The following is a 24,123-nucleotide window of genomic DNA, read 5'->3' on the forward strand; positions in this document are numbered from 1 at the left end:
CGACGCCGCAGCCGACGAAGCCAACGGCGGGCTCACCGAGCGGATCATCGAATTCGCCCGCACCCAGCAGGCGCTGCGGGCCGCACGGCGGGTCGAACCGGCGCGCAGCCTGGTCGGCGACGCGCTCGCCGCGCAACACGGGGCGACCATGCGCTTGCTGTCCATGCAGGTCCCGGGTCAGCTGCTGTTCAGCCTGGCCAGCCAGCTGTCGCTCATCCTGCTGGCGGGGGCGACCGCGGCGCTGACGGTCGACAGGGCCCTCTCAGTGCCCGAGGCCATCGCCTTGATCGTCGTCATCGTGCGCTACCTCGAACCGTTCACCACGATCAGCGAATTGGCCCCGGCCCTGGAGAGCACCCGCGCGACGCTCGACCGCATCCGTTCGGTGCTCACGGCGCCACTGATGAGCTCCGGGCCCGCCACGCTGCCCGTCACCGCGGCGGCGCCCCGCATCGAGTTCGACGACGTCGAGTTCCGGTATGGCGATGCGACCGCGCCGGTGCTCGACGGGGTGAGCTTCACCCTGGCGCCGGGCAGCACGACGGCGATCGTCGGCCCGTCCGGATCGGGGAAGAGCACCATCCTGGCGCTGATCGCCGGACTGCACGAACCGACCCGCGGCCGGGTCCTGATCGACGGCGTCGACGCGGCGACGCTGGACGCCGAGACCCGCCGGGCGGCGAGCAGCGTCGTGTTCCAGCATCCCTACCTGTTCCACGGGTCGATCCGGGACAACGTGTCCGCCGGCGACCCCGGCGCCGGCGATGACCGCTTCAAGCGGGCCGTGACCCTCGCCCGCGTCGACGAACTCATCGGCCGGTTGCCCGAGGGCGCCGACACGATCGTCGGCGAAGCCGGCTCGGCGCTGTCCGGGGGCGAACGCCAGCGGGTCAGCATCGCGCGGGCGCTGCTCAAGCCGGCCCCGATATTGCTGGTCGACGAGGCGACCAGCGCTTTGGACACCGAGAACGAGGCCGCGGTGGTCGACGCACTGACACTCGATCCGCGGGCGCGCACCCAGGTGATCGTCGCGCACCGGCTGGCCAGCATCAGTCACGCCGACCGCGTCCTGTTCCTGGACGACGGTCGAGTGGTCGAGGACGGAACTGTCGGCGAATTGCTCGCGGCGGGTGGACGTTTCGACGAGTTCTGGCGCCAGCAGCACGAGGCCGCCGAATGGCGCATTCTCGCCGACTAATGTGAAGCAGTTGACCGCAACTCTTGCGGTATGCCTTACAGTTTGTCAGTCGGACGGGGCCGTCCGGGTACAGGAGGCGCGCTGTTCATGAGTGCTGTGGTGTCGATTCCGCGGTATCCCGCCGACGTAACCCCGCAATGGTTATCGGCCGCGCTGAGCGGACGCGGCACCCCCGTCGAGGTCACCGACGTGGACGTGACCCCGATCGGCACGGGGCAGACCGGCGCGACCTATCGGGTGACCGCCCGCTACGCGACCGAGGCTGTCGACCTTCCGCAAACGTTCGTGATCAAGCTGCCGTCGCAGGACGACACCGTGCGTGACCGGGTCGTCCTCGGATATCGCAGCGAGTGCGCGTTCTATTCGTCCGTGGCGGAGCGGGTGCAGGTGCCGACGCCGCAGTGCTTCTATTCCGAGATCACCGACGACGCAATGGACTTCGCGTTGCTGCTCGCCGATCAGGCGCCGGCCGTGCAGGGCGATCAGCTCGCCGGCTGCGGTGAAGCCGAAGCGCGACTCGCGGTCACCGCCCTGGCCGGCCTGCACGCGCCCAGCTGGTGCGATCCATTCTGGCTCGATTTCCCGGGCATCGCCTTCGGCAGGCCGGACGAGGCCGGCGCCGGCGGCATGGGCGAGGTGGCGAAGATGAGCGCCGACATCACGCTCGACAAGCTCGGCGACCGGATGAGCGCCGACGACCGCGAGACCTTCAGCGCGGCAATGGGTCTGGTGACGCCGTGGTTACTGTCCGAGTACGACCGGTTCGCCCTGCTGCACGGCGACTACCGCCTGGACAACCTGCTGTTCGACCCGGACCGGACCCGGGTCAGCGTGGTCGATTGGCAGACGCTCGGCGTCGGGCTGCCGGCCCGGGATCTGGCCTACTTCACCGCGACCAGCCTCAATCCGCAGCTGCGCGCGACCATCGAAGAACAGCTCGTGGGTGACTATCATCGCGCGCTGGCGGCCGGCGGCGTCACCGGCTACGACCGCGAAACATGTTGGCGCGACTACCGGCTCGGGGTCCTGCAGGCGCCGCTGATCTCGGCGCTGGGTTTTGCCTTCGCCGCCGCCACCGAGCGGGGCGACGACATGGTGCTGGCCATGCTCGCCCGAGGGTGTCAAGCGATCCGCGAGCTGGGAACGCTGGACCTGATCGGCTGAGACCTCTACAGGTCGCCGGTGAAGTCCGCGCTGAGCCAGCGGTCGGGGCGAATGGTGAACATCACCTCTTCCACGCCCTCCATGCTTCGGACGAAGGCGCGGCCGCCCTCCTCGCCGAGGTAGCGGATGGCGACTGACTCCTGCACGTCGGTGGGTGCGGGCTTGGCGGTGTCGACAATGGAGCCCTCGACCACCACGTACTGATACGGCGGTTCCTCGCGCTGGACCACCAGCGTCACCTTGCCCGCCCGCTCGATGAGCCCCGCCTTGCGGCTGGACGCCCCGGTCATGATGCGGATGTTCCCGCCCGGGGTGTAGTCGTACCAGATGGGAACGCTGGCCGGCGGCCGGCCGTCGGCGGCGGCGACGGACAGGACCGCGACATGCAAGCCCGCCAAAAAATCCTGACGTTCGCTCTCGGTGAAGTGCCTCATGTCGCCTCCAAGCCAAAAAGCCCGGTCATCTATTCCCCCCGGAACCGCTCAGTATTGCGTCGAGCCCTGATCGACCGGAATCCGGGCGGCGGTGATCTTGCGCGACTCGTCGCTGGCGAGCCAGCACACGGTGTCGGCGATCTCCTCGGGCTCGGCCATCCAGTCGGGCAGGAACGGCGTGAGCACGTTGGACAACTGCGGGTTGGTCTCCATGGCTTTGCCCACCGCGACGGCCATGTCGACCGAGCCCATCGGCGTGTTCACCGGCCCGGGATGCACGCTGTTGACCCGGATCGAATGCTTGCCCAGTTCGGCGGCGAAGGCCCGGGCCATCCCGGTGACGGCGTGCTTGCTGGCGGTGTAGTGCACCATGAACGGCTGCATCTTCATGCCGGCCGCGGAACTGATCAGGATGATCGAGCCGCCGCGACCGCCTTCGATGATCTTGTCCGCGCCGGCCATCACGGTGTTCCAGGTGCCGGTCACGTTGATGTCCATGACGGCGCGGAAGTCCTCGGGTGTGATCTCGTTCCAGGCCTGCGGCGCCGCGACGCCGGCGTTGGCGACGATGATGTCCAACCGCCCGAGCGCGGCGACGCCGTCGTCGACCGCCTTGCGGAGCGCCTCGAAGTCGCGGATGTCCACGATCGACGCGATGATCCGCCGGTTGGTCTCTTCGACCAGGCGAACGGTCTCGTCAAGGTCGTCGGGAGTCGCGGGGTCGTAGGGCACGCAGGACGGCAGCTTGCCGGCGATGTCGACGCCGATGATGTCGGCGCCCTCCCGCGCCAGCCGGACGGCGTGCGCCCGCCCCTGGCCGCGGGCGGCCCCGGTGATGAACGCGACCCTGCCTTCGAGCTTGCCTGCCATTAACGCTCCTTCGTTGTGGTCGTGCGCTGCGCCGCTTTGACGAGATTGGATCCGATGATCAGCCGCTGAATCTCGCTGGTGCCCTCGTAGAGCCGCAGCAACCGCACATCACGGTAGATGCGCTCGACCGGGACGCCATGCATGTAACCGCTGCCGCCGTGCACCTGCACCGCGAGATCGGCCACGTTACCCGCCATTTCGGTGCAGAACAGCTTGGCCGCCGACGGCGCGACCCTGCGGTCTTCCCCGGAGACCCAGAGTCGCGCGGCCTCGCGCACCAGCGCGCGGCCGGCGAGCACCCCGGTCTGTTGGTCGGCGATCATCGCCTGGACCAACTGGAACTGTCCGATCGGCGTGCCGCCCTGTGTCGCGGTGGCGGCGTAGGAGACGGATTCGTCGAGCGCGCGTTGCGCGGCGCCCACCGCGAGGGCGGCGATGTGGACCCGGCCCCGCGCCAGCGAGGTCATCGCGGCCCGATAGCCGATGTCTTCGCTGCCGCCGATCAGTGCGCCGCCCTCGACCCGGACGTCGTTGAAGCCGACGTCCGCGGTCCACGCGCCTTCCTGACCCATCTTGGCGTCCTTGCTGCCGACTTCGACGCCCGGCGCGTCCGCGGGGACCAGGAATACGGCGATCCCGGGACCCTGGTCGTCGGCCGGCCGGGTGCGCGCGAACACCACGAACAGGTCGGCCACGGGCGCATTGGTGATGAAGCGCTTCTGCCCGGAGATAATCCAATCACCTTGCTCGCGAACGGCTTTGGTTCGCAGTCCGGCCGGGTTCGATCCGGCCCCCGGCTCGGTCAACGCAAAGGATGCGACGACGTCGCCCGACGCCATCGATTCCAGCCAGCGGGATTTCTGCTCGTCCGTGCCGAAGCCGACCAGGACCTGGCCGGCGATGCCGTTGTTGGTGCCGAACATCGAGCGCAGTGCCAGCGAGGTGTAACCCAATTCCATCGCCAACTCGACGTCTTGCATCAGGTTCAGGCCGAGGCCGCCCCACCGCTGCGGGATCGCGTACCCGAATAGCCCCATCTTCTTGGCCTGGTCACGTAGGTCGTCGGGCACCCGATCCTCGGTGAGGATCTCCTGTTCGCGTGGGACCACGGCCGTGCAGACGAAGTGACGGGTCTGGGCGAGGATCTCCCGAAAATCGTCGTCGGAGACCTCGGGTTGTTCGGCGGTGGTCATGGTCGGATGCTCCTACTTTGGCACCTCGTTGGTGGCGGACAACTCAGCCGCGAGCGGCCGGCGAGTGTGACGGCCCGGATAGGGAACCCGGCACCGGAGCAGATCCTATATGAAATATGATATTCGACTGCCGGGGCGTCCCGGGGACCAAAGCAGAGGGAGGCGGGAATCAGGTGTCGATGCTGACAGGTCAGACCGCGGTAATCACCGGCGGCGCGCAGGGCCTGGGTCTGGCCATCGCGGAACGCTTTGTCGCCGAGGGGGCACGAGTTGTGCTGGGCGACGTGAATCTCGAAGAAACCCAGGTCGTGGCGAAGCAGTTGGGCGGCGACGACGTCGCGGTGGCGGTCCGATGCGATGTGACGCAGGCGTCCGACGTCGAGACCCTGATCCAGACCGCCGTCGAGCGTTTCGGCGGCCTGGACATCATGGTGAACAACGCCGGGATCACCCGGGACGCGACGATGCGCAAGATGACCGAGGAGCAGTTCGATCAGGTCATCGCCGTGCATCTGAAGGGAACCTGGAACGGTACCCGGTTGGCCGCCGCCGTCATGCGGGAGAACAAGCGGGGCGTCATCATCAACATGTCCTCGGTGTCGGGGAAGGTCGGCATGGTCGGCCAGACCAACTACTCGGCCGCCAAGGCGGGCATCGTCGGAATGACCAAGGCGGCCGCCAAAGAGTTGGCCTACCTGGGCGTCCGGGTGAACGCGATCGCCCCCGGTTTGATCCGCTCCGCGATGACCGAGGCTATGCCGCAGCGCATTTGGGATTCCAAGGTCGCCGAGGTGCCGATGGGTCGGGCCGGCGAACCGAGTGAAGTCGCCAGCGTGGCGCTGTTCCTGGCTTCCGACCTGTCCTCGTACATGACCGGGACCGTCATGGAGATCACCGGCGGCCGGCATCTATGAGCGCGATGCGCGAGACGGTCATCTGTGAACCCGTCCGGACCCCGATCGGCCGCTACGGCGGGGTGTTCAAGTCGCTGACCGCCGTGGACCTGGGGGTCGCCGCGCTGAAGGGCCTCCTCGAACGAACCGGGATCTCGCCCGACGCGGTGCAGGACGTCATCCTCGGCCACTGCTATCCGAGCAGTGAGGCGCCGGCGATCGGACGGGTGGTGGCGCTGGATGCCGGGCTGCCGGTCACGGTGCCCGGCATGCAAGTCGACCGCCGCTGCGGGTCGGGCCTGCAGGCGGTGATCCAGGCGTGCCTGCAAGTGGGCAATGGCGACCACGATCTCGTCGTCGCCGGCGGCTGCGAAAGCATGAGCAACGTCGCGTTCTATTCCACCGACATGCGCTGGGGCGGAGCGCGTACCGGTGTCCGGGTGCACGACGGGCTGGCGCGTGGCCGCACCACCGCCGGCGGTCGGCATCACCCGGTGCCGGGCGGCATGCTGGAGACGGCCGAGAATCTGCGCCGCCAGTACGGCATCGCCCGGCTGGAGCAAGACGAGCTGGCGGTGCGGTCGCACCAGCGCGCGGTTGCCGCGCAGAAGGACGGCGTGCTGGCAGAGGAGATCATTCCCGTTGCGGTGCCTACCCGCCATGGCGAGGAGCTGATCGATACCGACGAACATCCGCGCGCCGACACCTCGGTCGAGTCGTTGGGCAAGCTCAAACCCGTGCTGGCGAGCGAGGATTCGGAGGCGACGGTCACCGCCGGCAACGCCAGCGGGCAGAACGACGCGGCGTCGATGTGCGTGGTGACCACGCCCGAAAAGGCGCGCGAATGCGGTCTGACGCCGCTGGTCCGCCTGGTGTCGTGGGGGCTGGCCGGCGTCGCTCCCCACATCATGGGCATCGGTCCGGTGCCGGCCACCGAGGCGGCGCTCGGCAAGGCCGGCCTGCGGCTGTCCGACATCGACGTCATCGAACTCAACGAAGCCTTTGCCGCGCAAGCGCTCGCGGTGATGCGCGAATGGAATTTCGGTGCCGCCGACCACGAGCGGACCAACGTGCACGGATCGGGCATCTCGCTGGGCCATCCGGTCGGTGCGACGGGTGGCCGGATGCTGGCCACGCTGGCGCGCGAGCTCAACCGCCGCGAGGCGCGCTACGGGTTGGAGACCATGTGCATCGGCGGCGGCCAGGGCCTCGCCGCGGTGTTCGAGCGGGTCGCCCCGACGTGACCGGCCCGCTGAGCGGTCTCACGGTCGTGGAGGTGTCCAGCTTCGTCGCCGCCCCGCTGTGCGGCATGACGCTGAGTCAGCTTGGCGCCGAGGTGATTCGGGTCGATCCCATCGGCGGTGCCTCCGACGTCCAGCGCTGGCCCTTGGCGGCCGACGGTACATCGATCTACTGGACCGGCCTGAACAAGGGAAAGCGCTCTGCCGCCATCGATCTGCGTTCCCCGGATGGGCAGGACCTGGTTCAGCGGCTCATCGTCGAGGGAGACGGCGTGGTGGTGACCAACGCCGCCGGGCTGTCCTGGCTCGGTCACGACGCGTTGGCCGCCAAGCGTTCCGACGTCATCCACGTCCAGCTGCTCGGACGCGGTGACGGTTCTACCGGCGTGGATTACACGGTCAACGCCGGCATCGGATTCCCGCTCGTCACCGGTCCGGCCGAGCACGCCGGGCCGATCAACCACGTGTTGCCGGCCTGGGACGTGTGCTGCGGCCTGTACGCCGCGCTCGCCGTGGTCACCGCCGTCCGCCGGCGGGACGAATCCGGGCTGGGCGCGCGGATCACCCTGGCGCTGGAGGACGTCGCGCTATCCATTGCCGGAACCCTCGGACTCCTGACCGAGCCGCAGGTCACCGGGACCCAACGGCAACGGCTGGGCAACGCCATCTACGGCCAGTACGGGCAGGACTTCGCCAGTGGTGACGGCGCAAGGTTCATGGTGGTCACCTTGACCCGCAGGCATTTTCGCGATCTGGTCGACGTCACGGGCACCGGCGCCGCGGTGTCGGCGCTCGCCGATGCGCTGGGCGTCGACTTCGACTCCGAGGGCGACCGCTACCGGTACCGTGCCGTCCTGTCCGGTCTGTTCGCCACCTGGTTCAGCAGTCATGCGGCCGACGAGATCACGGCCACGCTGTCAAAGACCACGGTGCTCTTCGAGCGCTACCGAACCTTCGCGGAGGTCGCCGCGGGCCCCAAGGTGACCGCCAACCCCATGTTTTCCCGGTTGCACCAACCCGGTCTGGGCGACTATTTCGCCGCCGGGCTGCCGCTCGCATTCGACGGCGAGCACCCCGCCGGCGCGGCCGCGCCCGCCCTGGGGCAAGACACCGCCGAGGTTCTCCAGCGGCGCCTGGGATTGACATCGGCCGACATCGAACGGCTGACGGACGCGAACACGATCGACCGGCGCAGAAGCCCGAAACGGAAAGACGACGCATGACCAGACTCGCCCAGACCCTCGGACTGACGGAATTCCAGACCGAAATCGTCGCCGCCGTGCGGCAATTCGTCGAAAAGGAAGTCATCCCCAACGCCGCGGAGCTCGAACGCGGCGACACCTACCCGCAGCACATCGTCGACCAGATGCGCGACATGGGTTTGTTCGGCTTGATGATTCCCCAGGAGTACGGCGGCCTGGGAGAGTCACTGCTGACCTACGCGCTGTGCGTCGAAGAGCTGGCCCGCGGGTGGATGAGCGTGTCCGGCGTCCTCAACACCCACTTCATCGTGGCCTACATGCTGCGCCAGCACGGAACCGACGCGCAGCAACAGCGGTTCCTGCCACGCATGGCGACCGGTGAGACGCGTGGCGCCTTCTCGATGTCGGAGCCGGAGCTGGGTTCCGACGTGGCCGCGATCCGGACTCGGGCCCAGCGCAATCCGGATGGCAACTACACGATCAACGGGCAGAAGATGTGGCTGACCAACGGCGCCACGGCCACGCTGGTGGCCGTCCTGGTGCGCACGGACGAAGGCTCGGACAAGCCGCACCGCAATCTGACCGCGTTCCTCGTCGAGAAGCCGGTCGGCTTCGGTGAAGTCGTTCCCGGGCTGCAGATTCCGGGCAAGATCGACAAGCTGGGCTACAAGGGCATCGAAACGACGGAGATGATCTTCGACGGCTACCAGGCCGGTGCCGATGACATCCTCGGCGGCATCACCGGGCAGGGTTTCTTCCAGATGATGGACGGCATCGAGGTCGGCCGGGTCAACGTGTCGGCGCGCGCCTGTGGCGTCGGCATCCGCGCCTTCGAGCTCGCGGTCCGCTACGCCCAACAGCGCCACACCTTCGGCAAGCCCATCGCCGAGCATCAGGCCATCGCGTTCCAGCTGGCCGAGATGGCCACCAAAGTCGAAGCGGCGCACCTGATGATGGTCAACGCGGCGCGGCTGAAGGATTCGGGGGAGCGCAACGACGTCGCCGCCGGGATGGCCAAATACCTGTGCAGCGAGTATTGCACCGAGGTCACCCAGCAGAGCTTCCGGATCCACGGCGGCTACGGCTATTCCAAGGAGTACGAGATCGAGCGGCTGATGCGGGATGCGCCCTTCCTGCTGATCGGGGAGGGCACCAGCGAGATTCAGAAGAACATCATCAGCAAACGGCTGCTGGCCGAGTACCAGGTGTAGTGATGACGGTTCCGGATTTCGCCGCGCGGCCGCAGCTTTCGGACGATGTCGCGCGCTTGATCCGCCAGCGGATCTTCGATGGCACCTACGTCGCCGGGTCCTACGTCCGCCTGGATCAACTTGCCGCCGAGTTGGGCATCAGTGTCACTCCGGTGCGGGAAGCGCTGTTCGCTCTGCGCGCGGAAGGTTTGATCGACCAGCGGCCCCGGCGCGGCTTCATGGTGCTGCCGGTGACCGGTCGCGACGTCACCGACGTCGCGAACGTGCAGGCCCACGTCGGTGGCGAACTGGCTGCCCGTGCCGCGATCAACATCACCGACGACCAACTGCGCGAACTCAAACAGATCCAAGCGGAGCTCGAAGACGCCTACGCCGGTGACGATGACGAACGGACGGTGCGGCTGAATCATCAGTTCCACCGGGCCATCAACGTCGCCGCCGATTCGCCGAAACTTGCCCAGCTGATGTCCCAAATCACCCGCTATGCGCCCGAATCGGTGTTCCCCGCCATCGAGGGCTGGCCGGAACAGTCGATGAGGGACCATCGCCGGATCCTGTCCGCGCTGAAGAAACGCGACGAAGAACTCGCCCGCGCGGCGATGTCACAGCATCTCGCCGCGGGCGCGGTCCCGCTGATCGACCACCTGACCGCGCGTGGCGTGGTCGTCGACGGGAGCCCTCCGGCCTCGGGATAAGTGTTGTTTCCCGCGCCCGCCTCGGCATATTCTCCCTGAGAGGGGGCGACAACATAAAGCGAGGAAAAGTGCCCCGAACGATCCGTACGTCGGCTCTCTTCGGTGTAGCCGTGGTCGTGATAGCTCTCGCGCCGCCGGCCGTCGCCGACCCACTGGACCCGATACCCGGCAACGGTGTCTTTGTCGTGGGCCCCGACATCGCGCCGGGCCTCTATCACACGGGCGGCTCGGGGTCGGCCTTCGGCGTCTGGATCAACAACGTGCCGACCCAGGACTCGATGTGCTCGTGGTTCACCTACAGCACGCCGGACGCGAACAAAGAGCATGTACTCCAGACGAACACCTCGATCGGCCCGATGTACGCGAACATCAACACGGCGGTCAAGGCTTTCGAGTCGCAGAACTGTCAGCCCTGGACGCGGGTCTCCTAGGGCGTCTCGCCGGAGCACGCACGGGTGCCGTGGTTCTTGGCGCGAAAGGCGTTGCGATAGCTCTGCGGCGCCACCCCCACCAGCCGGCGGAATTGTTCGCGGAAATTGGTCACTGATGCGAAACCGACTCGGTGCGAGATGGATTCGACGCTGTCGGAGCTGCGCTCTAGCAGCTCCCCGGCGTGCTTGATCCGGACGCTGTTCACCCACTGCATCGGCGTTTGTCCCGTTTCCGTCTTGAACCGCCGGTTGAGGGTTCGCTCGCTGGTGGCGGCCTGCCGGGCGATGTCGCGCAGCGTCAGTGGCAGGTGCGCGTTGCCCTCCAGCCAGACCAGCAGGCCATCGAGTTCGGTGTCGGACCTTGCCCGGTGGCGGATGACAAACTGAGCCTGGTCGCCGGTGCGGTGAAGGGGCGTGACCGCCAACCGGGCGGCGTCGGCGGCCGCCGCCGAGCCGTAGTCGCGCGCAACCATGTGCAGACACAAGTCGAGTCCCGCGGACGCCCCGGCAGAGGTGAGAACCTGGCCTTCGTCGACGTAGAGCGCGGCGGCATCGAGTCTGACGGCGGGATGCACGGCGGAAAACAGGTCGGCGGCCGACCAATGCGTGGTGGCGCGTTTTCCATCCAAAATCCCGGCGGCCGCGACGGTGAAGGTGCCGCTGCAGATGGAGGCGATGCGAATCCCCTTGCCGTACGCCGACTTCAGTGCCGCGATGACGTCCTCCCTCGTCGGCACTGTGACGTCGTTGCGCCCGGGCACCACGATGGTATCGGCGTTCGCGAGTTCCCCCAGACCGCAATCGGTGGCGATCCGCACCGGTCCGGCCGGAACGACGGGGTCCGCGCCGCAAACCCGAACGCGGTACCCCGGCGCGCCGGTCGGGAGGCAGACACGACCGAATACCTCGATCGCGATCGCCAGATCGAACGCGATGACGTCCGGCTCGGCCAGGATCGCGACGGAGTGCATGGGTTGGCAATATACCGGTCGATAGTGTCAATCCAGCCACTGGTTTTGCCGGGTGCGGCCGATGACCATGACGGGATGCACGCACAGATCGTCTTGTACGACGGGTTCGACCCGCTTGACGTCATCGGGCCCTTCGAAGTCCTGTCGGCGGGCAGCGACCGTGTGGGAGGTGACTTGACGGTGACGCTGGTGTCGGCGGAGGGGCCGCGCAGCGTCATCGGCGGCACTCGCGGTTTGGCGCTGGCGGCCACCGCCGCGCTCGATCCGTCGGAAAGCGGCTGCGTGATCGTGCCCGGCGCCAGCGGCCCCATCGCCGGTGATCCGGACGACGGGGTCGAGACCATCCCGGTGCTGCTGGCCCGAGCCGCGCAGACCGAGCTGACACCGTTGTTGCGGAAGGCGTTTGACAACCCGCAGGTGACGGTGGCCGGTGTCTGTGGCGGATCCGTCGTGATGGCGATGTCCGGCCTGATCGAGGGGCGCCATGCGGTGACTCATCAGCTGGGCCTGGGGCTGCTCGAAGCCGCGGGTGTGCATGCGGTGGCTGCTCGCGTGGTCGACGACGGCGACCTGATCACCGCGGGCGGTGTCACCTCGGGGCTGGATCTGGCCTTACACCTGCTGGACCGGTGGTACGGCCCGCGGGTCGCGCACGCCGTCGAGGAGCTTTTCGAGTACGAGCGTCGGGGCACGGTGTGGCGCCCGACGGGACGAGAACCGGCGGAGGCATAGATGGGCATGGACGGCGACTGGGACGTAACGATCAAGACCCCGATCGGGACTCTCGCGGTGCGGTATGCATTCGCCGAGTCGCCGGGCGGACTGACGGGTACGGCGACGTACAAGGGCGAGACGGTTCCCTTGCAGGACTTGACGAGTGGCGCGGCCGCCGAGGGCACGCGATTGACCTGGCGGCAATCGGTCACCAAACCGATGCGGCTCAACCTGGCCTTCGAGGTCGTGGTCGACGGGGATCGGATGGCCGGGCATTCCCGCGCGGGCCGGTTACCGCGGTCGGCGGTCTCCGGTATCCGCCGCTGATCCGGACGCCTCGATCAGCATCGCTCGCAGCCGACCGGTGTCGACCTTGCCGGTGCCCCCGCGCGGGACGTCGCCGTCAGATTCCAACAACAGCCACGCCGTCGGGACCTTGAACGCGCTCAGCAGCTTTCGCGCACAGCGACTCAGGTGATCGGCGGACACGGCCCCGTCGCACACCACGGCCGCGCCCACCCGCTGGCCCGCCGTTCCGGGCACGCTGGTGACAAAGGCGCTGTGGACACCCTCGATGCTGCGCAGCGCCCGTTCCACCTCGCTCGGGTAGACGGTGGCGCCGCTGACCTTGAACATGTCGTCGGAGCGCCCGTGGTAGAACAGAAATCCCTCGTCGTCCAGGCGGCCCAGGTCGCCGGTGGGATAGAAGCCGTCGACGGTGAACACGTCCTCTCGGCTGCGACCGCAGATGCCCCGCAGTGTGTGCGGTCCCCGAATCTGGATCACGCCCACCGTGCCCGCGGGTACGGGCTCTCCGCTGTCGGCGCCGACGATGCGAACCTCCATGCCCGCGAACGGCTTTCCGCAACTGCCCCAGGCCGGCGTGGGCATGTCGGTGTCGGCGGCATAGCCGCAGTACGGGCCGAACGCCTCGGTCATGCCGAACAAGACGGCCCGTGCGCCGGGCTGCGCCCGCTGTTCGGGCGGGAGCAGCGCCTGCAGGCTGCCCGGCCGCAGGGCCGACAGGTCGGCGTCGAGGTTGGCCGCGTGCCGCGCGAGCGTCTCGGCCTGGTCGGGCCAGCCGCGGAACAGCGTCACGCGCTCGGCCTCCAGCAGCCGCAATGTGGTCTCCGGCCGCGGTATCTCCTCGGTGACCAGGGTGGCGCCGGACAGCAGCGTCGACAGGATTCCGCTGCCGAAGCCGCCTACCCAGAAGAACGGCATCGGTAGATACAGCCGGGTGTCTGCGGTGATGCGCCGCGCGGCCAGACCCGCCCGTACGGCGCCCAGCGCGCTGCCGTGAGAATGCATGACGCCCTTGGGCGCCCCGCTGCTGCCGGAGGTGAACATAATGGCCAAAAGGTCGGCCGCCGTGACCGTCAGCGTCATGGCGTCGACGAGTCGGCGGGCCCGGTCGCCGGCGGTGACCTCGGCGAGCCCGTCGGCCGTCCAGACGTGGCGCAGAGCGGGAAGCTCGGTCCGCCGGGGCAGGTCGTCGAGGTAGCGGCGCCCACGGAACTGCTCGACGCCGATCAGGAATTGCACCGCGGCGGCCCGCAGTTGGGTGGCTAGTTCGCCCGCGGCCAGCAGGGTACTCAGCGGAACCAGCACGGCGCCGATACGGGTCAGTGCGAGGGCAACCTCCACCCAGCGGGCGCCGTTGGGCATGAGCAGCCCGACCCGGGTGCCCTTGGTAACGCCGGCATCGACGAACACCGCGGCGAGATCCCTTGTCGCCGAGTCAAGTTGACGGTAGCTAGTTCGCGACGTCGGATCGATCACCATGGGCTTGTCGCCGTAAAGCGCGGCGCGCGAACGCACCAACTCGTCGATGGTTGCCTCGTCAGGCATCGAGCAGCTTTTTCAGGTGCCGCCGGTCGACTTTGCCACTGGAGAGCAGCGGCACCTGGTCGCGTGACACGGCCAGGAACCGGCGGGGGATCTTGTATGCCGACAACTCCGCCTTCAGCCGGTCGCGCAGCGCCGCCGCGTCGAAGGCGACGCCGTCGGGCACGACCACGACCGCCCCCACCAGTTGTCCGCGCTGCGCATCCGGGACGCCCACGACATGGGCGGTCAGCCCGCCGGTGACCTTGGCGATTGCCCTTTCCACCTCGTCGGCCGAGACATTGGCGCCCGCCGTCTTGATCATCGTGCTGAGCCGGCCGACGTAGTAGAAGAAGCCATCGGCGTCGGTTCGGACCAAATCCCCGGTGCGGAACCAACCGTCGGCGTCGAAGCAGTCCTCTCGGCTTCGCCGGTAGTAGTGCTGCATCACGTACGGTCCTCGGATGCAGAGTTCCCCGACCTCGCCGGCACCGACCGCTGATCCGGTTTCGGTGTCGACGATCTTGGTGTCGAAGCCGGGCGCCGGCTTGCCGAACGATCCGCGCCTGGTCTCGGGTTGATCGGTCTCGTCGTCACTGATCAGCACGACGCTGCCGGCTTCGGTCATGCCCAGCATATTGTGCCGCAGCTCCGGGTCGGCCGGTCGAACCTCGGGCGCCATGATGGGGTACAGGTTGCCTCGCCGCATCGATGACAGATCCCGGCGCGGGAAGCTCGGATGGTTCGCCAGGTGCGCGATCCCAGCGATGAAACCGTTTGTCAAGGTGGGTTTTTCGGCTTCCAGTAGGTCCAGCGTCTTACCGGGATCCTCCGCGTTGGAGCACACCAGCGTCGAGCCGGCGACCAGGGTGGCAAGCAGTCCGAAGGCGAGACCGCCGATCCAGAAGAACGGCGAATTGCAGAACAGCCTGTCGTCGGCCGTCAGACCGCGAATGTCGTTGAGGTTGCGCTGGTGTGCCAGCAGCGCGCCGTGCGTGTGCACGACACCCTTGGGGGCGCTGCTGGAGCCCGACGTGTACACGATGGCCAGGGGATCGCAGCCCCGCACATCGGCTTGCGTCGCCGCCAGCAGCTCGGGGGCCACGGTATCGGCCAGCCGGTAGAACCGGTCGATGTCGCGGACTCGCCGCCCCGCACCGCGGTGGTGGCTGATGCCGACCTGCCGCAGTTGCGGGGCGGCCGGGACCATGAGCCGGCAGTCGGATTCGAGATCGGGGTCCGCCAGCACCTGCCCGAGCCGTTGCACGTAGTCGTGGCCGCGGAAAGTTGCGGCGCTCAGGAGTATTTCGACGTCGCTGTCGAGCAGTTGTTGGTGCATCTCACGGGCGGTGACGAAGGTGGAGAAGGGAATCACCACGGCGCCGATGCGCGCCGCCGCCAGCATCGCGATGACGAACTCCACGCCGTTGGGGTAGAGCAGGCCGACATGGGTGCCCTTGCCCGCGCCGGCCGCGATCAGCCCGCGAGCGAGGTTCGCCGAACGCGCCTCGGCTTGGCCATAGCTGATGCGGTCGCCGTCGCAGATCAGTAGGGGATGTTCTGCGCGCGCACGGGCCCGTTGTGTCAGGACCTCGGCGACCGTCGGGCCGTCACCGGGCATGGTCACCGTGTGCGGCGGCGGCACCGAAGAAACGCCGGACCGCACCCAGGTCAGCTTTGCCCGACGGCGTCCGCGGGATGGTGTCGACGATCGCTATCTCGGTGGGAATCTCGTAGCGCGCCAGCCGTGTTCCGAGGTACTCCACGAGCGCGTCGGCGTCGACGGAGGCGGGCCTGCGCAGCTCCACCACCGCGACCGGCGTCGCCCCGAGGCGTTCGTCGGACCGGCCGACCACCGCCGCACCCGCCACTGCGGGGTGGCTCTCCAGGGCGGTGCGGACGTCGTCGGGCATCACCTTGAATCCCCCGCGGATGATCGCCTGGTCGGCACGCCCGACAATCCAGACGAACCCGTCCGCGTCGATGCGCGCCATGTCCGTGGTCCGCATCCACTGGGCCGACGGCCCCAGCTGGCCTGGCTTGACCTCGAGCAGACCGACCTGGTCGGCCCCCAGCGGCCTGCCATCGTCCGCGACCACCCGCAGCTGCGCACCCGGGTTGGCGCGGCCGACGCTGCCCCGTTTGGCGGCCCAATACCGTTGGTAATCCGGCAACGTCCAGCCCGCGACACCGCCACCGAATTCCGTTGCCGCGTAAGAGGTGAGCACGGGAATGCCGTATTTGGCGGTGAAGGCGTCGGCATCCTCGGCCGTCAGGGGGGCCGTGCCGCAGGTGACGGCGCGGATGCTCTCCAGATCGGCGCGCGGCACATCCGAGTGCAACACCGTGCGCAGCGCCGCGGGAACCAGCGATACCGTGCGCGGTCGGTGTCTTCGCACCGCGTCGGCCCACGCGTTCAGCTCGAAACGTTCGAGGAGCGCGAATGGTCGTGCGTCGGCGATGCATTGCAGCACCCGGAACACCCCGCCGATGTGCACCAGCGGCGAGTTGACGATCGCGACCCCGCGGCGGAGCCCGGTGGGCGCCGGGGCGCGCTCGGGTTCGGCGCCCATCACGCTGCGCGCCAGCACGTCGTAGCCGAGGTCGATCCTCTTGGGCGGGCCCGTCGTACCGCTGGTCAACATCCGTACCGCCACCCCGGTCCGCGGGTGGGCCTCGGGCGCCGGATGAATCGTCGGGCGGCCGGTCGGGGGGTCGTCCAATAGGCCCGCAATCGCCACCGTCGTGGCGTCGGTCGCCGGGGGCAGCAGTGTCGTCAGGTCGTCGTCTTCCCCGATGATCAGCGGCAGTCGCAGCCCGGCGAGGTCGGCCTTGGTGCGCTCGTCGCCGCGAGCCGGGTTGACGACGACGACCGTCCCGCCGCCCAGCAGCGCCCCGAGAAAGGCCGCCACGTGACCGGGCCGGTTGCGCAGCAGCATCCCGACGCCGGGTCCGCGATCGGCGACCAGGCAGGCGATGCGCTGTGCCCTGGCGCCGACGGCGGCCCAGGAGATCCATTGGGCGTCATACTCGATGGCGTGCGCGTCGGGCCGCAGGCCGAGGACATCCGCGATGCGTTGACTGAGTGCGTGCGCGGGCATCAGCGGGTCTTCGGTGTGCGCGTGGCAGCTTCGCCGCCGGCCTTCTGGGCGGCGAGTTCGGCGGTGCCGAGCGGATTGCCCAGCCGGGTGTAGATCAGCCCCTGCTCCAGGGCCGCCCGATACGGCTTGTCGAGCGATTCCCAAATCGCCTTCACCGTGCCCTGAGTCGCGGTCGGAGGGTTCGCGGCGATGGTCGCGGCGATCTCGTGGGCGCGGTCCCAGAGCCGGTCGGCGGGGACCACTTCCGAGACCAATCCGATCCGCAGCGCGGTGTCGGCGCCGACCCGCTCGTCGTTGCCCATCAGCGCGATGCGCAGCGTCTCGCCCAAGCCGATGCGCCTCATCAAGCCGATTGGCTCCAGGGCGCAGACCAGGCCGGCCGATACATGCGAGTCGAAGAACGTGGCATCCTCCGCGCAGATGACCACGTCCGATTCGTTGATGAAGTAGAACGCGCCCGCGGTGCACATGCCCTGAACCGCGCACACGACGGGCTTCCACATCTTCTGCCACTTCGGGCTGAGCGATTCGCCGGGATCCTCGTGATTCCATATGTTTTCGGGCTGGCCGTAGGGAGTCTTGATATCCAGCCCGGCGCTGAACGCACGGTCACCGGCTGCCCTGAGGACCACGGCGTTCACCGAGTCGTCGAGTTTGACCGTGCGCCAGGCGTGGGCCATCTCCGCACACATGGTGCGGTTGAACGCGTTCAGCTGCCCCGGCCGGTTCAGCGTGATCGTCGCTACCCGGTCGATCTCGTCGACCTCGAGGAGGATGGTCTCGAACGTCATCGGCACTGCCAATCCGGCTTGCGCTTCTCCACGAAGGCTCTGGGCCCTTCGGCCGCGTCCTCGGTGCGCAACACGCGCTCGCGGAACGTTTCGGCCATGATCTCCGCCTCGTGCAGCGGAACATTGAGGCCCTTGACGATGGCCAGCCGGGTACCCCGAACCGCCAGCGGCGCATTGGAGTTGACGACGTCGGCGATCTCTCGGGCCCGCTCGAGAAGCCGGTCGTGCCCGACGATCTCGCTGATCAACCCGAGCTCGTAGGCGCGTTGTGCGCTCATCCGCTCGTGCTTGCCCATCAGCGCCATGCGCAGGGCGATCGAGCGGGGCAGCACGCGCGCCACCCGCACCATCTCGCGTCCGGCGACCAGCCCGATGCTGACGTGCGGATCGAAGAATGTGGCCTGTTCCGACGCGATCACGATGTCCGACGTGGTGACCCAGTCCATGCCGGCGCCGCAGCACAACCCGTTGACCGCGGTGATCACCGGCTTGGCCGCCGTGCGAAACGGTGGGGTGCCTTCCTGCGGCGCCTCCCATTGGTCGTAGGTGGACAGGTACGGGCGCTCGTAGATCACCTTGCCGTCTTCGGGAATGGCCGTGACGTCAGCGCCCGTGCAGAACGCGCGGCCCGTGCCGGTCACGATGGTCAGCCATACCTTGTCGTCGTTCTCGGCCTCGTCGTAGGCGGCTCGCAGTTCGGTGATCATGTGCGGGCTCAGGGCGTTGAGGGCATCCGGACGGTTCAGCGTGATGGTGGCGGTGTGCCCGTCGACGTCGTATGTGATGGTGTCGAACGAGTCAGTAGGCATCCTGCTCCCTCATCTGCCCTGGAATCTCGGTGCGCGCCGCTGCCGAAAGGCTTCCAGGCCTTCCCTGAAATCGACTGTCCGGCAAGATAGTTCGAGGTTGAACAATTCCTGGGTCATCGATTGGCTGAGCGTCGCATGCTGGCCGAAGCTCAGCGCCTGCTTGGCCAGTCCCATTGCCACCGTCGGCCCGGAGGCCAGCCGCTCGAGCAGCTCGCCGGCGGCGTCGTCCAGCCCGCCGGGGCTCACCGCCTGGTGAATCAGTCCCCAGTCGGCCGCGTCGACGGCGCCGACCTGCTCGCCCAGCAACAGCATTCGCTTCGCCCGCGTGAGGCCGACCAGGCGGGGCAGCAGCCAGGTGGCACCCGAATCCGGGCTGAAGCCACGGTCGGCGAAGGGCTGCCAGAACACCGCGTCGGTGGCGGCAACGGCGAAGTCGGCGGCCAGCGCGAGGTTGCAGCCGAATCCCGCGGCCCAGCCTCGCACGCTGCACAGCACCGGCAGCTGGATGCTCGCGACGAGCTCGATCACGCGGTGGGCGCCCTGGGGTATCCGCCGCACCAGATCGCCCGTGCGGGGCCGCGGCCGGTCGTTGGTGGCGACCCAGTCGACGCCGGCGCAGAAGTCGTCACCGCCACGGATGTGGATCGCCCTGAGCGAATCGTCGGTGGCGGCAGCCGTCAGCGCCTCCACCAAAGAGCCAATCATGGCTTCATTCAACGAGTTACGTCGGGACGGACGATCAAGCGTTAGCCGCAGCACGGCGCCGTCTCGGTGCACTGTCACCGAACCGTCGGCGCCGGCCGCGTCGGCCCCATGACTCACCGTCGAATCCGGCCTTTCTGCCGATACGGTTACCCATACAGTAGGCAATACGATTGATACGCTGTATAAGTTAGCAGGGTACGCTGCCGCCGGAAATAGCCGGGCCGGAAACCCGACCGAAAAGAGATGAAGCATGGCCTTGCAGGAGGGCGGAGCCCAGCGGCGGGTCGCACCCGAGTCGGCGCGGACCGGCGATGCCAGGTTCGGCGAAGCGCCGCTGCCGCAGACCGTGGCCGCCGCCGGCGCCATGCGGCGCCTGAGCTCACTGCTGGTCTCACTCGAGCATCCCCATCCCGCGGTCGACACCATGCTGGCGAAGTTCGCGGAGTGGGAGCGCGAGCTGTCCGCGGTGGCGCCGCGGGACAACGCGCCAAGGATGGGGGACGTCGCCGACGATCCCCGGCGCGTCTATCTCAACCACGCCACCGACATCGGCGCCTACAACCCGTGCTTTCCGGAGTACCGGTTCGACGACCTCGATGCCGACAAGGCGACCGGGCGGGTCAACTTTCCCCTGGTGTACGAGGGCCCGCCGGGATTGGTGCACGGAGGCTTTCTCGGCGTTTTCTTCGACTGCGTCATTCAGCACCACAATTGCGTCACGGGTCTGTCCGGTAAGACGCGGTCGCTGACGGTGACGTTTCGCCGGCCGACCCCCATATCGACCGAGCTACGGTTCGACATCGCTCGCTCGCAGATCGAACGCGGGATCGCGTCGACGGCGCGGTTGCTGCTCGACGGCGAAGTGCTCTGCAGCGGCGAGGTGAACACGTTGGCCTCACCGCCGGAAAAGCTCGCCGGGTTTCAATTCGGCAGGCGGCGAAAGGAGTCCGATAGATGACCGCCCCCAGCGCCCCGGACGATCGCGTACTGTTCGAGGTCGACCGCGACCGCCGCATCGCGACGATCACGCTGAACAATCCGGCCCAACGCAATTCCTATGACGCCGCGATGCGCGAGGCGGTCGCCCGATGCCTGGACCGGGTGGCCGAAGACGACGACCTGACGGTGGTGCTACTGCGCGGGGCCGGGGGCGTCTTCTCCGCCGGGGCCGACATGAACAACGCGTACGGCTGGTACGGCAAGCCGAGCCAACCGGACGGCGATGACGCGTCAGCCAAGCGCCGCCCCAGCCAGCGTCGGCGACTCACCGTGGACCGCAAGTCTTTTGGCTTCTACCACAACTTCATGGGTTTCCCGAAGGTCACGGTGGGCGAGATCGCCGGGTATGCGCTGGGCGGCGGTTTCGAGATGGCGCTGATGACCGACATCTCCGTGATAGCGCGCGACACGAAGATCGGCATGCCGGCGACCCGCTTCCTCGGCCCCGCGCTCGGGAGCCTGCACATGTTCTTCCACCGGCTCGGACCGGTGCTGGCCCGGCGCCTGCTGCTCACCGGCGACGTCATCGAGGCGAGTGAGCTCGAGCATCTCGGAATCTTCACCGACACATGCGATCCCGCCGCGGTGCCCGCCCGGGCGCGGTACTGGGCCGAGAAGGCGGCGAAGATGCCCGCCGACGGGGTCGTCATCGCCAAGGAGGCGTTCCGTCTCGTCGAACAGAGTCAGGCATACCAGGGCGAGGAAGTGGCCAGCTATCTCTTTCACGCCTTCGGCACCAACCTGCAATTCGGGCCGGGCGAGTTCAACTTCGTCAAGACCCGCGCCCAGCACGGGACCAAGGAAGCGTTCCGGCTCCGTGACGAATACTTCGACGTGCCGGAACCCGAGGTGTGATAAGCCGATTCGGTGTCGGGCTAGCGCGCCGGGGCCTTGGGGCGCGCCCGCGACCCGGGCGCCTTGGCCGCCTTGCGCGCCCGTGACGGCGCCGCCTTGCCGCCTTTCGCCCCCTTGCCCTCCTCGATCAACCGGCCGGCGTGATCGAGGATGCAGCCGAGGCCGTACTCGAAATTGGTCTCGTCGGGGGCGCCGATCCGGTGACCGATCCGGCTGACCTGAGCCAGCAGCGGGGTCTTCTCGGGGTCGATGGCGACGGCGTCCTCGATCGCGCGCGCGCCCTCGCCGGAGGATTGGTTCTTTTCGTACAGCCGCTGCAGCACCACCGATCCACGGACGTGCACCGAGACCGCCGAGTAGGTGTCGAAGGCATCCTCCGGCGACAGGCCGGCCTCGACCAGGTTGGCGATCGCCTTCTCCATCTCCTCGGCGCCCAATCGCGCCGCCTTCGGGCTGAGCGCGGCCCGAATCAGGATCAGGTCGCACAGAATTGGGTTGCCCATGAACGTTTTCCGCATCAGGCGCGCATGGTTGCGCAACGTCTCGCGCCAGTCGCTGGCCTCGACGTAGGGGGTGGCGAACACGTACTTGCTCAGCGCGCGATCGGTCATCGCGTTGAGCAGGTCGTCCTTCTTGCGGAAGTACCAGTAGATGCTCGTAACGCCGACGCCGAGGTGTTTGCCCAGCAGCGGCATGCTCAAGTTGTCGATGGACACTTGCTCCGCGAGTTCGAATGCGCCACTGATGATGTCATCGGGATTGATGGATCCGCGTTCGCGTCGTTGACGCTTGTCGGCGATAGCCTGCTTTGCCACTACGGGCACCTCCATCACGATGTATCCTGTGCATGCGGTCGGAGAGCCGTGCCAACTCACCTGCGCATACGTAGGCGTGTCGCCGCTCGACGATGGCCGTCAACCGGGCTTCCGTGCGCTTTTCCATCTGCTACTGTAATACCTATCGTAGGCTTTTTGGTAACGAAGGCTGGACGGGCGAAGGTGACCGGGCACAAGCCATTGAACGAGTCACCAGATGAGCCACGGGAGCCATTGAACGAGTCACCAGATGAGCCACGGGAATTGCCATGGATCTAGGCCTGGCGAATGCCGCCACGGTGGTCGTCGGTGATAGCCGCGGGATGGGTTTGGCGGCGGCGCGCTGTCTCGCCGACGAGGGCGGCCGGGTGGCGTTGGTGGGCCGCAGCCGGGAGGCGTTCGACGCGGCGGTCGCGATCGGCTGAGGAGATAGGGGTCGACTGTGGCGACGGCACGTGAGGCGCGCGCCTGGGCGCGCGGGGCATTGCGGGGAATCGGCGACTCCCTCTACACCCCGTTCTGCGGCCCGGACGGCGACGACATCGACTGGGAGGCGTACCGGACGCTGGTCCGCTACTGCGTCGGCGACCTCGGACACCCGATGTTGTGGTGCACCAGCGGGCTCTCCGAATTCTGGTCGTTGACCCTCGATGAGCGAAAGCGCTTGCTGGAGGTCGCAATCGAGGAGGGACGCGCCGCCAACCCCGACGTCGTCGTGCAGGCGTGCACGGCGGCCCTCTCGGCGAAGGACTGTCTGAACCTGACGCTGCACGCCCAGGAGGTCGGCGCCGACATCGTCTACATCCAAACGCCGATGATGGAGGTGCATGGCGGCGAGGGCGTGTTGCGATTCTTCGAATACATCGCCTCGCGCACCGACATCGCACTGGGCATGTTCAACTCGCCGTCGTCCGGCTACGTCCTGACCGCGGCCGAAAGCGCGCGGATCTACGACGAGGTGCCTGCGGTGTGCGCCACCAAGGAGGGTGCCTTCAGGCCGGCGAACAGCCGCCTACTGCACGAGTTGGCGCCCGGCCTGGTGCTGTGGGAGTGCGACAAGACGGTGTATCGCGCGGGATGGCTGCGTGACGGGACCGTCTGCCCCGCGCAACTGGGCACCACCGGCTATCTGTTCGACACGCCGCAGCGGCGATTGTTCTCTCAGTACTGGGATTTGGTGCAAAGCGACAAGCTGCTGGAGGCGATGGACTTCGGCCGCGAGTCGGGCCTGGACCAGTTCGACCTCGACGTCGGATCCTGGTGGACCTGTTACCCCGGACGGCCCGACTACTTCACCCACTGGGGCGGCGCATTCAAATACGCCGCTTCGCTACTGGGCCTGCCGATCGGCGCCTACCCGCATTCGCGCCCGCCGCAAGCGGAGTTGCCGCCCGAGGCCAAGTCGCAGATCGAGGAGGCTTATCGCCGCCTCGGGCTCATCGGAACGTAGTGACTCGGCAAAAGGGTTGCGCCACAAGTCGACTGACGAGCAAGGGCCCGGTCACCACCGGTGACCGGACCCTTGTCAACCCCTTGTTCTTACTGCTGTTCGGCCTTCTCGCGTGCCTCCGCGGCCTTGGCCTTACCGCGCGCCTTCTCGGCCGCGGCTTCCTTCTTCGCCGCACTGCGCTGCGCGTCGGCCTTGTCCTGCTGAGCCTGACCCTCGTTGACCAGGTCGTTGCGGCCGATGATCGTGCCGACGATCTCCTTGGCCTTTCCGAAGACAGCCTCGACGATGCCCTGGATGGCCTCGATCGGACCGCTCTTGATGTCCACCATGGCGTTTCCCCTCCCTGCTAGTGGGTGTCCTTAGTCGCTTTCCCACATCGGCGGTCGAAGAAAACGTGGTGGGGACGTGGTGCTCGCCACAATGGGCGGATACAGGCACCGGTCCGCCGGTCCGTATACCGCGGTCGACCGCTCGGCTCAGCAAGCCGAAACGCGCTGTTCGGCCGGGGTTCGGGGGGCTGGGCGGCGGTTGTGGAAAACAGTACCGATAGGTAT

General features: G+C 67.8%; 25 protein-coding genes and 1 pseudogene. 14 read left to right on the top strand and 12 right to left on the bottom strand.

Annotated features, from left to right (window positions below; translation table 11 throughout):
* Together A5704_RS05470 and A5704_RS05475 are read left to right on the top strand one after the other, a co-directional pair.
* On the top strand, positions 1-1,198 hold a 1,198-nt coding region (locus A5704_RS05470), incomplete at its 5' end, for an ABC transporter ATP-binding protein (RefSeq protein WP_067887764.1).
* A gap of 87 nt (positions 1,199-1,285) precedes the next feature.
* Positions 1,286-2,362, top strand: coding sequence for a phosphotransferase family protein (locus A5704_RS05475; protein WP_067757821.1), 1,077 nt, complete (start codon positions 1,286-1,288; stop codon positions 2,360-2,362).
* 5 nt (positions 2,363-2,367) lie between these two features.
* Here A5704_RS05475 and A5704_RS05480 read toward each other — a convergent pair whose 3' ends face one another.
* From A5704_RS05480 to A5704_RS05490, 3 genes are read right to left on the bottom strand one after another with little or no spacing between them, the layout of a single operon-like run.
* Positions 2,368-2,796 carry a pyridoxamine 5'-phosphate oxidase family protein gene (locus A5704_RS05480; RefSeq protein ID WP_067887767.1) on the bottom strand — a complete coding sequence of 143 codons (429 nt, stop codon included), beginning with the start codon at positions 2,794-2,796 and terminating at the stop codon, positions 2,368-2,370.
* A 48-nt stretch (positions 2,797-2,844) separates the two neighbouring features.
* Positions 2,845-3,666, bottom strand: a complete 822-nt coding sequence (locus A5704_RS05485; protein ID WP_067757815.1) for a mycofactocin-coupled SDR family oxidoreductase — start codon at positions 3,664-3,666, stop codon at positions 2,845-2,847.
* Entirely contained in the window at positions 3,666-4,859 is a 1,194-nt protein-coding gene (locus A5704_RS05490; protein WP_067757812.1) for an acyl-CoA dehydrogenase family protein, read from the bottom strand. Before A5704_RS05490 ends, A5704_RS05485 begins: the two co-directional genes overlap by 1 nt.
* 116 nt (positions 4,860-4,975) lie before the next feature.
* Between A5704_RS05490 and fabG the strand changes: the two genes are divergently transcribed.
* The 6 genes from fabG to A5704_RS05520 all read left to right on the top strand — a co-directional run bounded on the left by fabG (position 4,976) and on the right by A5704_RS05520 (position 10,532).
* Positions 4,976-5,773 (top strand): 3-oxoacyl-ACP reductase FabG, encoded by a 798-nt coding sequence (gene fabG / locus A5704_RS05495; protein ID WP_082950238.1) that lies wholly within the window; start codon positions 4,976-4,978, stop codon positions 5,771-5,773.
* Positions 5,770-6,996, top strand: a complete 1,227-nt coding sequence (locus A5704_RS05500; protein ID WP_067757809.1) for an acetyl-CoA C-acetyltransferase — start codon at positions 5,770-5,772, stop codon at positions 6,994-6,996. Before fabG ends, A5704_RS05500 begins: the two co-directional genes overlap by 4 nt.
* 65 nt (positions 6,997-7,061) lie before the next feature.
* Positions 7,062-8,216: a CoA transferase gene (locus A5704_RS05505; protein WP_231968826.1), complete on the top strand. Its 1,155-nt coding sequence runs from the start codon at positions 7,062-7,064 to the stop codon at positions 8,214-8,216.
* Entirely contained in the window at positions 8,213-9,406 is a 1,194-nt protein-coding gene (locus A5704_RS05510; protein ID WP_067757804.1) for an acyl-CoA dehydrogenase family protein, read from the top strand. Before A5704_RS05505 ends, A5704_RS05510 begins: the two co-directional genes overlap by 4 nt.
* A 2-nt stretch (positions 9,407-9,408) precedes the next feature.
* Positions 9,409-10,101 carry a GntR family transcriptional regulator gene (locus A5704_RS05515; protein WP_067757802.1) on the top strand — a complete coding sequence of 231 codons (693 nt, stop codon included), beginning with the start codon at positions 9,409-9,411 and terminating at the stop codon, positions 10,099-10,101.
* A 68-nt stretch (positions 10,102-10,169) separates the two neighbouring features.
* The gene (locus A5704_RS05520; protein ID WP_067757799.1) at positions 10,170-10,532 is read left to right on the top strand and encodes a hypothetical protein; all 363 of its coding nucleotides are present in this window, start codon (positions 10,170-10,172) and stop codon (positions 10,530-10,532) included.
* On the opposite strand, the gene A5704_RS05525 is transcribed toward A5704_RS05520, so the two are convergent.
* Positions 10,529-11,503: a GlxA family transcriptional regulator gene (locus tag A5704_RS05525; protein WP_067757796.1), complete on the bottom strand. Its 975-nt coding sequence runs from the start codon at positions 11,501-11,503 to the stop codon at positions 10,529-10,531. The genes A5704_RS05520 and A5704_RS05525 overlap by 4 nt on opposite strands.
* A 75-nt stretch (positions 11,504-11,578) precedes the next feature.
* Here A5704_RS05525 and A5704_RS05530 point away from each other — a divergent pair, with 75 nt between their 5' ends.
* On the top strand, positions 11,579-12,235 hold the full coding sequence (locus A5704_RS05530) for a DJ-1/PfpI family protein (protein ID WP_067757879.1): 657 nt from the start codon (positions 11,579-11,581) through the stop codon (positions 12,233-12,235).
* Entirely contained in the window at positions 12,236-12,544 is a 309-nt protein-coding gene (locus tag A5704_RS05535) for a hypothetical protein (protein WP_067757792.1), read from the top strand.
* Here the strand turns inward: A5704_RS05535 and A5704_RS05540 are convergent.
* From A5704_RS05540 to A5704_RS05565, 6 genes are read right to left on the bottom strand one after another with little or no spacing between them, the layout of a single operon-like run.
* Positions 12,509-14,068: a class I adenylate-forming enzyme family protein gene (locus A5704_RS05540; RefSeq protein WP_067887771.1), complete on the bottom strand. Its 1,560-nt coding sequence runs from the start codon at positions 14,066-14,068 to the stop codon at positions 12,509-12,511. The genes A5704_RS05535 and A5704_RS05540 overlap by 36 nt on opposite strands.
* Positions 14,061-15,665, bottom strand: coding sequence for a class I adenylate-forming enzyme family protein (locus tag A5704_RS05545; protein ID WP_067757875.1), 1,605 nt, complete (start codon positions 15,663-15,665; stop codon positions 14,061-14,063). The genes A5704_RS05540 and A5704_RS05545 overlap by 8 nt, the downstream gene beginning before the upstream one ends.
* Positions 15,655-17,145 (bottom strand): class I adenylate-forming enzyme family protein, encoded by a 1,491-nt coding sequence (locus A5704_RS05550; protein ID WP_067757787.1) that lies wholly within the window; start codon positions 17,143-17,145, stop codon positions 15,655-15,657. The genes A5704_RS05545 and A5704_RS05550 overlap by 11 nt, the downstream gene beginning before the upstream one ends.
* Positions 17,145-17,936 (bottom strand): enoyl-CoA hydratase/isomerase family protein, encoded by a 792-nt coding sequence (locus A5704_RS05555; RefSeq protein WP_067757872.1) that lies wholly within the window; start codon positions 17,934-17,936, stop codon positions 17,145-17,147. Before A5704_RS05555 ends, A5704_RS05550 begins: the two co-directional genes overlap by 1 nt.
* A complete protein-coding gene (locus tag A5704_RS05560; RefSeq protein WP_067757784.1) occupies positions 17,933-18,745 on the bottom strand; it encodes an enoyl-CoA hydratase/isomerase family protein in 813 nt (270 codons plus the stop codon). The genes A5704_RS05555 and A5704_RS05560 overlap by 4 nt, the downstream gene beginning before the upstream one ends.
* Before the next feature lie 9 nt (positions 18,746-18,754).
* Positions 18,755-19,567 carry an enoyl-CoA hydratase/isomerase family protein gene (locus A5704_RS05565; protein ID WP_067757781.1) on the bottom strand — a complete coding sequence of 271 codons (813 nt, stop codon included), beginning with the start codon at positions 19,565-19,567 and terminating at the stop codon, positions 18,755-18,757.
* A 133-nt stretch (positions 19,568-19,700) separates the two neighbouring features.
* On the opposite strand from A5704_RS05565, the gene A5704_RS05570 reads away from it, so the two are divergent.
* Both A5704_RS05570 and A5704_RS05575 read left to right on the top strand, forming a co-directional pair.
* The gene (locus A5704_RS05570) at positions 19,701-20,408 is read left to right on the top strand and encodes a hypothetical protein (RefSeq protein WP_067757778.1); all 708 of its coding nucleotides are present in this window, start codon (positions 19,701-19,703) and stop codon (positions 20,406-20,408) included.
* A complete protein-coding gene (locus A5704_RS05575; RefSeq protein ID WP_067757775.1) occupies positions 20,405-21,304 on the top strand; it encodes an enoyl-CoA hydratase/isomerase family protein in 900 nt (299 codons plus the stop codon). Before A5704_RS05570 ends, A5704_RS05575 begins: the two co-directional genes overlap by 4 nt.
* Before the next feature lie 20 nt (positions 21,305-21,324).
* On the opposite strand, the gene A5704_RS05580 is transcribed toward A5704_RS05575, so the two are convergent.
* Positions 21,325-22,134 (bottom strand): TetR/AcrR family transcriptional regulator, encoded by an 810-nt coding sequence (locus A5704_RS05580; RefSeq protein WP_067757772.1) that lies wholly within the window; start codon positions 22,132-22,134, stop codon positions 21,325-21,327.
* 254 nt (positions 22,135-22,388) lie between these two features.
* Here A5704_RS05580 and A5704_RS27430 point away from each other — a divergent pair.
* A pseudogene (locus A5704_RS27430) lies at positions 22,389-22,532 on the top strand (short-chain dehydrogenase); the annotation flags it as partial.
* A 29-nt stretch (positions 22,533-22,561) separates the two neighbouring features.
* Positions 22,562-23,569, top strand: coding sequence for a dihydrodipicolinate synthase family protein (locus tag A5704_RS05585; protein ID WP_067757769.1), 1,008 nt, complete (start codon positions 22,562-22,564; stop codon positions 23,567-23,569).
* A gap of 89 nt (positions 23,570-23,658) precedes the next feature.
* Here the strand turns inward: A5704_RS05585 and A5704_RS05590 are convergent, their stop codons facing one another.
* Positions 23,659-23,898, bottom strand: coding sequence for a CsbD family protein (locus A5704_RS05590; protein WP_067281020.1), 240 nt, complete (start codon positions 23,896-23,898; stop codon positions 23,659-23,661).
* Positions 23,899-24,123 lie beyond the last annotated feature (225 nt).

Origin of the sequence: Mycobacterium sp. E735, assembly GCF_001666955.1 — a bacterium.
In the GTDB taxonomy this organism is placed as follows: domain Bacteria; phylum Actinomycetota; class Actinomycetes; order Mycobacteriales; family Mycobacteriaceae; genus Mycobacterium.